At 69.1% G+C, this 11,842-nt stretch carries 12 protein-coding genes and 1 pseudogene; 6 read left to right on the top strand and 7 right to left on the bottom strand.

The genetic code is table 11. The features are described 5' to 3' along the window. Positions 1 to 454 (bottom strand): annotated as a pseudogene (locus G3I40_RS14665) (regulator); the annotation flags it as partial. 223 nt (positions 455 to 677) lie between these two features. Between G3I40_RS14665 and G3I40_RS14660 the strand changes: the two are divergent. The 5 genes from G3I40_RS14660 (at position 678) to G3I40_RS14640 (ending at position 4,196) form a co-directional block, all read left to right on the top strand. Further along, positions 678 to 1,019: a 5-carboxymethyl-2-hydroxymuconate delta isomerase gene (locus G3I40_RS14660; RefSeq protein ID WP_164302612.1), complete on the top strand. Its 342-nt coding sequence runs from the start codon at positions 678 to 680 to the stop codon at positions 1,017 to 1,019. A 75-nt stretch (positions 1,020 to 1,094) separates the two neighbouring features. Beyond that, positions 1,095 to 1,898 (top strand): lipoyl(octanoyl) transferase LipB, encoded by an 804-nt coding sequence (gene lipB / locus G3I40_RS14655; RefSeq protein WP_164302611.1) that lies wholly within the window; start codon positions 1,095 to 1,097, stop codon positions 1,896 to 1,898. Positions 1,899 to 2,012: 114 nt separating this feature from the next. Further along, positions 2,013 to 2,978, top strand: a complete 966-nt coding sequence (gene lipA, locus G3I40_RS14650; protein ID WP_164302610.1) for a lipoyl synthase — start codon at positions 2,013 to 2,015, stop codon at positions 2,976 to 2,978. A 258-nt stretch (positions 2,979 to 3,236) separates the two neighbouring features. Continuing rightward, positions 3,237 to 3,434 (top strand): hypothetical protein, encoded by a 198-nt coding sequence (locus G3I40_RS14645; RefSeq protein WP_164302609.1) that lies wholly within the window; start codon positions 3,237 to 3,239, stop codon positions 3,432 to 3,434. A gap of 60 nt (positions 3,435 to 3,494) precedes the next feature. Then, complete coding sequence (locus G3I40_RS14640) at positions 3,495 to 4,196, top strand: DUF4191 domain-containing protein (RefSeq protein ID WP_164302608.1); 702 nt, start codon at positions 3,495 to 3,497, stop codon at positions 4,194 to 4,196. Positions 4,197 to 4,486: 290 nt separating this feature from the next. On the opposite strand, the gene G3I40_RS14635 is transcribed toward G3I40_RS14640, so the two are convergent. Continuing rightward, positions 4,487 to 4,954 carry an RDD family protein gene (locus tag G3I40_RS14635; RefSeq protein WP_164302607.1) on the bottom strand — a complete coding sequence of 156 codons (468 nt, stop codon included), beginning with the start codon at positions 4,952 to 4,954 and terminating at the stop codon, positions 4,487 to 4,489. Between the two features lie 190 nt (positions 4,955 to 5,144). Between G3I40_RS14635 and glnA the strand changes: the two genes are divergently transcribed. Beyond that, positions 5,145 to 6,554 (top strand): type I glutamate--ammonia ligase, encoded by a 1,410-nt coding sequence (gene glnA, locus G3I40_RS14630; RefSeq protein ID WP_164302606.1) that lies wholly within the window; start codon positions 5,145 to 5,147, stop codon positions 6,552 to 6,554. Between the two features lie 111 nt (positions 6,555 to 6,665). Here glnA and G3I40_RS14625 read toward each other — a convergent pair whose 3' ends face one another. From G3I40_RS14625 to G3I40_RS14605, 5 genes are all read right to left on the bottom strand, one after another. After that, positions 6,666 to 7,937 (bottom strand): site-specific integrase, encoded by a 1,272-nt coding sequence (locus G3I40_RS14625; RefSeq protein ID WP_164302605.1) that lies wholly within the window; start codon positions 7,935 to 7,937, stop codon positions 6,666 to 6,668. A 75-nt stretch (positions 7,938 to 8,012) separates the two neighbouring features. Continuing rightward, entirely contained in the window at positions 8,013 to 8,258 is a 246-nt protein-coding gene (locus tag G3I40_RS14620) for a helix-turn-helix domain-containing protein (protein ID WP_164302604.1), read from the bottom strand. Between the two features lie 473 nt (positions 8,259 to 8,731). Continuing rightward, on the bottom strand, positions 8,732 to 10,207 hold the full coding sequence (locus G3I40_RS14615) for an ATP-binding protein (protein ID WP_164302603.1): 1,476 nt from the start codon (positions 10,205 to 10,207) through the stop codon (positions 8,732 to 8,734). A 2-nt stretch (positions 10,208 to 10,209) separates the two neighbouring features. Beyond that, a complete protein-coding gene (locus tag G3I40_RS14610) occupies positions 10,210 to 11,043 on the bottom strand; it encodes a bifunctional DNA primase/polymerase (RefSeq protein ID WP_164302602.1) in 834 nt (277 codons plus the stop codon). Further along, positions 11,040 to 11,765, bottom strand: coding sequence for a DNA cytosine methyltransferase (locus G3I40_RS14605; protein WP_164302601.1), 726 nt, complete (start codon positions 11,763 to 11,765; stop codon positions 11,040 to 11,042). Before G3I40_RS14605 ends, G3I40_RS14610 begins: the two co-directional genes overlap by 4 nt. Between the last annotated feature and the right edge of the window lie 77 nt (positions 11,766 to 11,842).

The following is an 11,842-nucleotide window of genomic DNA, read 5'->3' as shown; positions in this document are numbered from 1 at the left end:
CGCGGGCGACGCGGTCGTCGGCGCGGCCGATCAGCCAGTCGCGGCTGGGCACGACGAGCCCGGCCGGGGTGAACGCGATCTTGCGCAGTTCGGCGTGGCTTCCGGAGTCCTTGCGCCACAGGCCGCCGACGATGTCGACGGCCTCCTCGGGCGACCCGGCGAACTCCAGGCCCGCGTACACGGGCGCGCACGCGTCGAGCCCGAGGTCCTGCGCGGACATGCGGCGGCCGAGGCGGCGGGTGAACACCTCGGCGATCAGCGCGGGGGTCGTGCCGCGCGGCTGCTGCCCGCGCAGCCATCTGGTCACCGACGTCTTGTCGTAACGCAGGTCGAGACCGTGCTCGAGCCCGAGCTGGTCCACCCGGCGCGCGAGGCCGGCGTTGGAGAATCCGGCCTCCGCGATGAGCGCGGCGAGCTGGCGGTTCGGTGTGCGCTGCGGAGGTCGTTCCGTCATCAGCTGTGCGGTCTCCTGCCTTCCGGGCCGGGGTGCAGCCCTCATGGAACGGCGCGAATGTAGCGGCGATAGCAGACCGGCAAGCCACCTTCCGGCCGCCTTCATCCGATCGTGTGACGAACTCCGCGAGGAGTGGACGGGAAGCCCTCCGGACGGGGCGGTCCGGAGGCTGCCTCCGGCCGGTCATACGATGCTTGTGCGCTACACCCGGAAGGTTCCTCACGTGCCGCACATCGTCATCGACCACACCGACACCCTCGCCGGCACCGTCGACGTACCCGCCCTGGTGGCGGAACTCCATCCGCTCGTCGTCGACCGGGTCCGCTCGGTGGGCGTCGGCAAGACCTTCGTCCGCCCCTCGGCGACGTACGTGGACGGGGCCGCGGCCCCGTTCGTGCACGTGGAGGTCGGCATCCTCGCCGGCCGCCCGCAGGAGGTGAAGTCCGCGCTCGCCGAGGACGTGCTGACGCTCCTGGACAAGCACACGTCCGCCGTACCCGGCGTGACCTGCTCGGTCGAGGTGCGCGATCTGGACGCCTCGTACCGGCTCTTCCCCACGCATTGAGCACGACGAGGGCGCCGTACAGTGGTTCGGGGCGCGACATATGCACGGTGAAGGTTTTCGAGGGAGGCGCTTGCCGTGAGTGAGTTCCGGTTCGTCCGCATGGGGTTCGGTGCGGACATGGTCGAGTACCAGGTCGCCTGGGACGAGCAGCGCCGTGTGCACGCCGCCCGTTTCGCCGACGAGGTACCCGACACCTGCCTGCTGCTGGAGCACCCGGCGGTCTACACCGCGGGCCGGCGCACCGCGCCGCAGGAGCGGCCGCTCGACGGCACCCCGGTCATCGACGTGGACCGCGGCGGCAAGATCACCTGGCACGGCCCGGGCCAGCTCGTCGGCTACCCGATCCAGAAGCTGCCCCGCCCTGTGGACGTGGTCGCGCACCTGCGCCGCCTGGAGGACGCGATGATCGCGGTGTGCGCCGAGTTCGGCATCGAGGCGGCCCGGGTCGAGGGCCGCGCGGGCGTCTGGGTCCTCGGCGACCCGATCGAGCAGCGCACGAACCTGGGCGGCCTGTCCCTGGACTTCGACCCGCGGCGCAGCAGCGAGGACGAGGAGTTCGACCACCGCCTGGTCGGCCCCGAGTACGCGCCGTCGAACGCGGGCCAGCGCCACGAGGACCGCAAGATCTGCGCCATGGGCATCCGCGTCGCCAAGGGCGTCACGATGCACGGCTTCGCACTGAACGTGAACCCGGACACCTCGAACTTCGACAAGATCATCCCGTGCGGCATCCGCGACGCCGGGGTGACCTCGCTCTCGTACGAGCTCGGCCGGCAGGTCACGATGGACGAGGTGCTGCCGGTGGCCGAGAAGCACCTGCAGGACGTCCTGGGCAACGCGGCCCTCAAGCCGCGCGAGATCGAGAAGGCGTCCGCCTGACCCCCGAACGGGGAATGGACCCCGATGGCCAGAGGTTGGCCATCCGTGAGGGCCATGAACATCACGGGCGTACCCTGATGTACGCCGAGGAATCAAAGCTTTAGGGAGCCGGTCGTGTCCGCAGTCGCACCCGACGGACGCAAGATGCTGCGCCTGGAGGTCCGCAACAGCCAGACCCCCATCGAGCGCAAGCCCGAGTGGATCAAGACCCGGGCGAAAATGGGCCCCGAATACACGAAGATGCAGAACCTCGTGAAGTCCGAGGGCCTGCACACGGTCTGCCAGGAGGCGGGCTGCCCCAACATCTACGAGTGCTGGGAGGACCGCGAGGCCACGTTCCTCATCGGCGGTGACCAGTGCACGCGGCGCTGTGACTTCTGCCAGATCGACACCGGCAAGCCGGAGGCCCTCGACCGCGACGAGCCGCGCCGCGTCGGCGAGTCCGTCGTCACGATGGACCTGAACTACGCCACGATCACCGGCGTCGCCCGCGACGACCTGGAGGACGGCGGCGCCTGGCTGTACGCGGAGACGGTCCGCCAGATCCACGCGCAGACCGCCGAGCGCGCCGAGGGCCGCACGAAGGTCGAGCTGCTCGCCCCGGACTTCAACGCGGAGCCGGAGCAGCTGGCCGAGGTCTTCTCCTCGCGCCCCGAGGTCTTCGCGCACAACGTCGAGACGGTCCCGCGGATCTTCAAGCGGATCCGCCCCGGCTTCCGCTACGACCGCTCCCTCAAGGTCATCACCGAGGCCCGCGAGTACGGCCTGGTGACCAAGTCGAACCTGATCCTCGGCATGGGCGAGACCCGCGAGGAGGTCTCCGAGGCGCTGCGCCAACTGCACGACGCCGGCTGCGAGTTGATCACCATCACGCAGTACCTGCGGCCGTCGGTGCGGCACCACCCCGTGGAGCGCTGGGTCAAGCCGCACGAGTTCGTGGAGCTGAAGGACGAGGCCGAGCAGATCGGCTTCTCCGGCGTCATGTCGGGCCCGCTGGTCCGCTCCTCGTACCGCGCCGGCCGCCTCTACCAGATGGCGATCGAGAAGCGTGGCGCGTACGTCGCCTCCCAGGCGGTCTGACCGTCGGGTGAGCCGAGTGTGTGAATTCACGCACAAGTGACTACCTTTCAGTAGTGACCGAGTGGACGCGGTCCTGACAGTCCTCGCAGTTGAGGACGACCGTCAGGGCCGCGTCAGCGTTCGGGGGCCGCGCATCAAGGCTTCATTGGCGTTTGACCGGCCGGTCACGCGCTGGTAACACCAATCAGTGACCCTGAAATCACGCCTCGTGCACCTTTCGCCAAAGCCGTGATCCGCTCCCGAGGGGGGACCTCCACCATGCAGGCCGCGCCCGTACGCGCCACCGCGATCCCGACGTTCACCGACGCGCTGCGCGCCGTCGAGTCCGTGCTCATGAGCGGTGGCCAGCGCACCGCCCGCCGCAACGCCTGGACCTCCGTCCTGGAGGACCGCCGTCGCGCGAAGGACCGGGTCGAGGCCCAGCGGGTACTCGAGGCCGTCTCCTCCCGGGGCTGAGCGGGGCCCGGGGCCGGTGCTGCTGTTCATCGGCGGCCACCGGCCACGTAGACTTCCAGCATGGCGAGGAAGGAACCTGCAGCGGACGCTGCTAACCAAGGGCGACTCAAGCAGATCGCTCTGACCTACAAGATGACCCGCAAGGCCGATTCGAAGATCGGTCTTGTACTCGCGGCTGTGGGAATCGTCACCTTCGGTGTCTTCCTCGCGATCGGTTTCTTGATCGGTCACCCCATCTATCTCGGAATTCTCGGCCTCCTGCTCGCCTTCCTCGCGATGGCGATCATCTTCGGGCGCCGTGCCGAGCGAGCGGCCTTCGGGCAGATGGAAGGTCAGCCCGGCGCGGCGGCCGCGGTGCTCGACAACATCGGGCGCGGGTGGACGACGACCCCCGCGGTCGCGATGAACCGCAGCCAGGACGTCGTGCACCGCGCGGTCGGCAAGGCCGGCATCGTGCTCGTCGCCGAGGGCAACCCGAACCGGGTGAAGTCCCTGCTGGCGGCCGAGAAGCGGAAGATGGCCCGCGTCGTCTCCGACGTACCGGTGCACGACCTGCTCGTCGGCAACGGCGAGGACCAGGTGCCGCTGAAGAAGCTGCGCACCACGATGCTGAAGATGCCCCGCGTGCTCACCGGTCCGCAGGTCACGGCGACCAACGACCGGCTGCGTGCCATGGGTGACCTGATGTCGAACATGCCGCTGCCGAAGGGTCCGATGCCCAAGGGCATGCGGATGCCGAAGGGCGGCGGCAAGATGCGGTGACCTGCCGTCGCCGCCTGAACTCACCAGGGCGCCCGGAGCCGAGCGGCTCCGGGCGCCCTTTCGTCTGCTGTGTATGTACGTGTCGACTAACGCATAGCAGCGTGCCGGGACCGCGCGGCGTCCGCGACGAGGTTCGCTTGCCCGGTGCTGGACGGGACTGGTCCTGGACCGGTCTGGTCCCGGACCAGACTGGTCCCGGACCAGACGGCCTGGACCAGACGGCCTGGACCAGACGGGCTGGAGAGACGGACCCTGGGCCGGACAGACCCGATCCGCGCCGTAGATCCGCCCTAGATGCGCACCTCTACGGACTTGGCCAGCCGGTCGTGCAGGCCGCGGCCGTCGCGGTCCCAGATCAGTGCGGGAATGGCCACGCTCAGGAGCAACGTGCGCAGGACGACCCGGCCGATGCCGAGGCGGCCGCCCGCCTCCGAGACGACCCGCAGGCCGAGCAGCCGCTTGCCGGGGGTGCAGCCGACGGTGCCGACCGTGAGGACGCCGAGGACGAAGAAGATGAGCAGTGCCCAGTTCCCCGTCGCCTGGTTGTAGCCGTGCGTGACCAGGCCGTATGCGATCAGCAGGCACAGTGCCCAGTCGACGACGAGGGCTCCGATGCGCCGGCCGGGGCGGGCGATGGAACCTGGGCCGTGCTCGGGCAGACCGAGCGATTCGCCGCGGTATCCGAAGTCCACGCCCGCCCGTTCCAAGGCCTCGCGGGGCCCGGACAGCCACGATCCCATTGCTTCCCTGTTGTCCACGCATCCACGGTACTGCGTGCCGTTTCGTACGCTCCCCTGGCCCCCGGCCCGGTTAACTTGGGCGAAACAAATGGGTCATGCTGGAGAAATCCCGTCTGCCTAAGGTCGGGTCCCAGCGTGTGCCACCGCACTGGCCGCACCACCGAGCTGCAACCCCGCCCCTCCCCCGGGTGGGAGTAGGAGGAGTTGGATGTTCCAGAACGCCGATGACGCCAAGAAGTTCCTGGCGGACGAGGACGTCAAGTTCGTCGACGTCCGGTTCTGCGACCTGCCGGGCGTGATGCAGCACTTCACGGTGCCGGCTGCGGCGTTCGACCCGTCCGAGGAGCTCGCCTTCGACGGCTCCTCGATCCGCGGCTTCCAGGCCATCCACGAGTCCGACATGGCGCTCCGCGCGGACCTGTCCACCGCGCGCGTCGACCCCTTCCGCCGCGACAAGACGGTCAACATCAACTTCTTCATCCACGACCCGATCACGGGCGAGCAGTACTCCCGTGACCCGCGCAACGTGGCGAAGAAGGCCGAGGCCTACCTCGCCTCCACCGGCATCGCCGACACCGCGTACTTCGGTCCCGAGGCCGAGTTCTACGTCTTCGACTCGGTCCGCTTCGAGACCTCCGCCAACCGCTCGCTGTACGAGATCGACTCCGAGGCCGGCGCCTGGAACACCGGTGCGGTCGAGAACAACCGCGGCTACAAGGTCCGTTACAAGGGCGGCTACTTCCCGGCCCCGCCGGTCGACCACTTCGCCGACCTGCGCGCCGAGATCTCCCTGGAGCTGGACAAGAACGGCCTGCAGGTCGAGCGCCAGCACCACGAGGTCGGCACCGCCGGCCAGGCGGAGATCAACTACAAGTTCAACACGCTGCTCGCCGCGGCCGACGACCTGATGCTCTTCAAGTACATCGTGAAGAACGTCGCCTGGCGCAATAACAAGACCGCGACCTTCATGCCGAAGCCGATCTTCGGCGACAACGGCTCGGGCATGCACGTCCACCAGTCCCTGTGGGCCGGCGGCGACCCGCTGTTCTACGACGAGCAGGGCTACGCGGGCCTCTCGGACATGGCGCGCTACTACATCGGCGGCATCCTCAAGCACGCCCCCTCCCTCCTCGCCTTCACGAACCCGACGGTGAACTCGTACCACCGCCTGGTCCCCGGCTTCGAGGCCCCGGTCAACATGGTCTACTCGCAGCGCAACCGCTCCGCGGCCATGCGCATCCCGATCACGGGCTCGAACCCGAAGGCCAAGCGCGTCGAGTTCCGCGCGCCCGACCCGTCCTCGAACCCGTACCTCGCCTTCTCGGCGCTGCTCATGGCGGGCCTCGACGGCGTCAAGAACAAGATCGAGCCGGCCGAGCCGATCGACAAGGACCTCTACGAGCTGGCTCCCGAGGAGCACGCCAACGTCCAGCAGGTCCCGACCTCGCTCCCCGCGGTCCTCGACGCCCTGGAGGCGGACAACGAGTACCTGCAGGCCGGCGGCGTCTTCACGTCCGACCTGATCGAGACGTGGATCGACTACAAGCGCACGAACGAGATCGCCCCGATCCAGCTGCGCCCGCACCCGCACGAGTTCGAGCTGTACTTCGACATTTAAGAACGACGCAGGTCAGAGCAGGTTTCTGCTCTCCTGGGCCGTCTCTGGGCCGTCGGCCGTGTTCTTCCGCTCTCGGAAGGCACGGCCGACGGCCGTTTCTGTGGGCGCCGCTCAGGCTGCGACCGGGGCCCCACCCTCGTCCCCGTCGTCGTCTTCCGGGGCCGTGCCGAACGCGACGTCGATGGCCTTCCGGGCACGGTCCTGGCTATTCGGCATCAAGTGCGTGTACGTGCGGAGCGTGAAGCCGGGGTCCGAGTGCCCGAGGTACTCAGCGAGGGCCTTGATGTTCTCTCCGGCGTCCAGGAGCACCGACGCGTAGTAGTGCCGCAGCGCATGCATGCCGTGCTCGCGCGACTTCGCGAACCGCTCCCCCGGCTCACGCTCCGGGATGACGCCGGCCCCGACAAGCGCGGGCTTCCACAGGTACATGTTGAAGTAGTTGCGGTTCAGCGCCTTCCGCTCGCGCGAGTAGAACATGAGCGTTGCCGTCACGGGCGGACCGTCCGGGGTCTTCCAGGGCAGCGTGACCTCGATCGGTGGCCGGCGGGTGATGTGCTCTGCGAGCGCATACGACACAGAGTCCGGCAACGGTACGTCCCGCAGCTTGCCGCCCTTGGGCGGGGCGAACACGAGGTGGGGACCGACCAGCTTCACCTGTCGTACGACGTGGACGACGCCCCCGAGGAAATCCACCTCGTCGACAGCGAGCCCGAAGATCTCGCCCTGCCGCAGGCCGCATCCGGCGCCCACGTCAACGGTGGTGCCGTACTGCGGCGGAAGCTCGGCGCGGACCGCGAGCACGCGTTCATGCGTCCAGGGCTTGAGCTTTCTGGCATCCAGCTTGGGCGCCTTGACCGAACCCGCACGGCAGGGGTTCCGGGCGATGATGCCGTCATCGACCGCCGCCGTGAACACTGCGGAGACGTTGGCGAAGATGACGCGCTGATACGACGCCGCGATGCCCGAGTCCTTCAACGCACGGGCCCACGTACGGATATGGCCCGGCTGGAAGGCACTCAGGGAACGCGATCCGATGTGCGGGAAGGCATGCAGGCGAAACCGCAGCTCCATCGCGGTAATGGTCGACGGGTCCGTTGTCTGCGACGCGAGCCACTGTGTGGCGAACTGTTGGAACGTGACCTTGCCTGCGGCGGGGTCGACGTACTGCCCGCGGTTCATGTCCGCCGCGATCTGCGTCAGCCACGCCTCGGCAAGTCGCTTCTGCTTGTCAGGGAACGAGCGGCTTCGCTCGGTGCCGTCCGGAGCGACGTAGCGGGCGCGGTACCGCATGCCGGTGCCGTAGCGCTTGGTCTTCACGCGGACGGTCTTCCCGGCAGCGTTCAACTCGGTCTTGTACCAGCGGTCTTGGATGTGGCCGGCCATCTGGCGAGCCCCCTTCTCAGCGTGAAGCAGGGGCGACCGCAGTGCGGTCGCCCCTGGCGGAGTGGTGATGTTGCGTTAGGCCGCTGCGCGGTCGATGTCCTTGCGCTGCGTGACGTAGGCCCGCACGTCGGCGGGGTCGTAGCGGATGTGCTTGCCGATTCGGAAGCCGGGCGGGCCGACGCGCTTCTTGCGCCACTGGTAGACGGTTTCCTTGGGCACCTCGAAGATTTCCGCGATGTCGTCGGCGGTGAGGTACCGGTCAGGCAGGCCGCCGCGCAGGGTGGCGCGGGGGTCGGTTTGAGCAGAACGGGATCGGCTCATGGCGTCCTCGGGAGTTGAGTCGCGGTGCATGGATTGGCGGCGCGTGTGTCCGAGGTTGGGATTTCTGCGTCATCTCGTCATGTCCGTCACGCATGGCCACTGACCTGCGGTTTTGGCGTGACGCAAGGGTGCGGAGGCGCGTCATCGGTGACACAGGGGACCTGTCACGGGATGACGCAGGTGACGCACGATGACGCAGCGATTTGCCGTCTGCGTCACCTTGAAACAGCAGGTCAGGGGCCATCTTTCGGCCGTGGTGACGTGAGTGACGCAGGGTCTCTTTCCTTAGGACAAAGAGAGGGGGTGTCTGTTGGTAGTGCGCGGCTCTCACGAGCGAAAAGCGACGGGCGTAGAAGGAGCCGCTTCGCGGCACGTCCTTCGGGCGGCGGCAAGCCGCCGAACAGCAAGAAGAGCACTCTGCGCGGCGCCGGGTGCTCTTCTTGCTTGTTCAAGGGAGGATCTGTCGCCGCAGGTCAGAACACCTGCGCCTGCTCGGGCTCGGGCGGCGCCGGCCGGCGGCTCATCTCGATGTAGCGGGCCGAGCTGGTGCGGCCCCAGTCGACGAACACGCCGCGAGCGGCCAGCGTCGGCTGAAGCCGCTTGAGGCGGTCGGAGAGCACCTTGCCGGTGGTCGGCCAGCCCTTGGGCATGGGACGGCAGTCCTCGCCGCTGTAGAGCCGCGTGAGGGCAGACAGCCAGTCAGCCGACGGCATCCGCTGATCGCGGCCCGGCTCGATGGTGGCGGCGTGCTGAAGGACGGTCTGCGCGAGCAGGTCGCCCTCGATCACGTCGTCGTTGAGGTCATCCAGGCTGCGCCGGTATGCGCTCAGCGCCCCGAACCCGGTGGCCGCATCGAGCTGCGCGCACAGGTGCGCGAAGTCCGCCATGCGCAGGTCCGTGGGGATCTCGGCCTGCGCGGCGCGCACCTTGACCGTGAGGTCGAGCAGCGAGCCGAGCACGACGGGCAGGGCCTCCGCGTACTCCGCCCACAACTCAGCCTCGGTCCTGCGCACCTTGGGCCGCTCCAGACGCAGCGGCAGAAGCCGTTCGGCGAGGTCCGGGCGGATGACGCCCACGTCGATGCCGGTCATGAGCAGCGGGCGCCGGTAGCGGGCCCGCACCACGTCCCCGTCGGTGTAGAGCGCGCGCTTGACGGTCTCAGCCCCAGTGACGATGCAGCACATCGCGTCCGAGAGGTCCGGGGACAGGTAGGAGAGGTTGTCGAGCGCGGTGACCCACCCGGCGGCCACGGCCGCCGTCAGGTTCTCCTCGTCCTTCGGCGCCCTGCGCAGGTCGCCGCTCATCCCCTCGATGATCCGCACGAGCATCCGCCCGCCGGTCGACTTTCCCGCGCCCTGCGGCCCGGTGAGGAACGGAGCGGGCACGGGAACAGACGGCCCGAGGCAGCCGATCAGCCACGCGATGGCCAGGGCCTCGGTCTCCGCGTTGGCGAAGTTGCACAGCCGCAGCAGCAGATCGATGCCCTTGCCGTCGGTGTCCTTCGCGGGCAGGGGGAGTTCGCCGGTGAGCTGGGTGCGTCGCCAGCACACCTCGGCCGGGTCGGGGGTGCGGATGTCCCATCCGGCGGGGTGGATGCGGATGGACTGGCCGTCGTTGCGGCCGAGGTCGAGCCAGGTCGCGCCGTCGAATCCGGGGGCGACGCGGATGTGTACTTGCTGGACTTCCTGCTTCATCGCGAGTGCTTCGATCAAGTCCAACGCCTCCTTGAGGGACGTGCCGTTGAAGACGCCGCGCCCGTCGTCGAACAGCCCGACCATGAGTTCTTGGCGGTGGCTGCCCGAGGTTCCCTGGGAGCGGATGGGGCGGGCGACGGGGTGGCCGTTCTTCTGCGCGTAGACGGTGCCGTCGGCGGTGCGGAAGTAGCGGAAGTGGGCCTGCGCGTAGTCGGCGATGACCTCGCGGGCCGGGGTCTTGTCCTCGTCGGTCATGGTCACAGTCCCAACTTCGTACGGGCGTTGGTCCACGCTTCGGTGCAGTGGCGGGCCGTCTCGCCCTTGGTCTGCGCGGCCGTGAACAGCCGCGCGATGTGGTCCTCGGTGAGGCAGCCGCACCGGCCGTGCGTGGACAGCACCGCCAAGAACGTGGCGTACACCGTGCTGTGCACCGCGCTGCGCGCCTCGTGGATGCGCTGCTCGGCCATGGCGATGCCGCGCTCCAGGAAGACGGGCGTGCGGTGACGGCACTCCCCGCCCCGTGCGGGTACGGCGACGGGCTGTACCTCGGGCCGGGGCGTGGCGGGTGCCTTGTCGGCCAGGGCGCGCACGATGTCGGGCAGGGGCGTGGGGGCGCCGGTGCCTGTGCCGAGCCAGCGGGCGTAGGACATCGTGGACTTGAGGTCGACGCCGTTACGGACCGCGTTCACGGAGCGCATGGCGCCCTGGTAGATCCAGTGCTCACCGCGCGTCGTGGCCACGGTCCGGGTCGGCGGCAGGGTCTCGCGGGCCCAGGCCACGGCGTCGGCGTCGTCGAGGTCGACGACGGTGAGCCCGGCCCCGCCGGGGTGGTAGGCGACCGCAGCCGCCTGCCCCCACGCGCGCCGCCACAGGCGCGAGTTGATGACGTCCGGGTCGGTCGTGGCGGCGGCCCATGCGTGGCACGGCGCAGGGCAGTGGCAGGGCCCGGCGGTCTTCATGTTCGGCCGGCCACCACAGGCGTTCTTGGCGCAGGTCCGGCAGTTGCCGAACGGGACCTTGCCCACCCGCAGCGGTAGTACAGGGACCCCGGTTTCGGCGAGGTCGAGGGCGGCCGTGTGCAGCTCGTTCATGCCGCCACCCCCAGTGCAGCCGTGGTGAGGAAGGCGCGGCCGATGTGCTCGCTGTAGGCGGGCGGGATGGCCTCGGTCAGCTCCTCGCGCACGTTCGTCCACGCGATGCCGAGCGCGGCCTGAAGCTCCGGGATGGTGGGCTTGCCGCCGCCGTTGCCGTACGCGGCCACGTATGGGCCGTCGTAGAACTTGCCGTGCCGGTAGCCGCGCACCCGACCCCGGTGCGGGACGTGCGCCGGCTGCTCGATGGACCAGCCGCCCAGCTCGAAGTTGCGGTGCCGGATCACCCCGAGTCCGAACATCTCGCCGCACAGGGTGAGGTCTTTGCGGATCTCCGCACGGCCGTTGGGCTGCTCGATCACGTACGGAAGACCCGTCCGGTCGAGCAGTTCACGGGTGGGCGCCACCAGATCGACGTGGGTGCCGCCCCAGCCCTGGGACTGGTTCGTGCCCACGGTCAGCGCGCATCCGGCCTGGCACGGCGGGGACGCGTGCACGGCCGCATACCGCTCGATCTCGCCCGTGGTGATCAGGCGGGCGAGGTATTCGAGCGCGTCGCCCCGGTGGTACGCGAACGGGTAGTTGGGCCGGTCGGCGATGTCGCATCCGTGCACGCAGAATCCGGCGCGGGCGTAGCCCATGCCGGCGCCGCCGGAACACGAGAACAGATCCAGCAGTAACGGCCGGTGGCCGTCTCGCCGGATGTCGGTGGGTTGAGTCATGCTGGGAGACCTCCACAGGTCTGTTGAGGGCAGGTGGACAAGGGCGGCCCGGTCTTTGGCGAGAGGGGGCCGCCCTT

The organism is Streptomyces sp. SID14478 (genome assembly GCF_010548525.1).
GTDB lineage: Bacteria > Actinomycetota > Actinomycetes > Streptomycetales > Streptomycetaceae > Streptomyces.
Note: the sequence above shows the minus strand (reverse complement) of the source record. Positions and strands in the feature narration are given on the sequence as shown.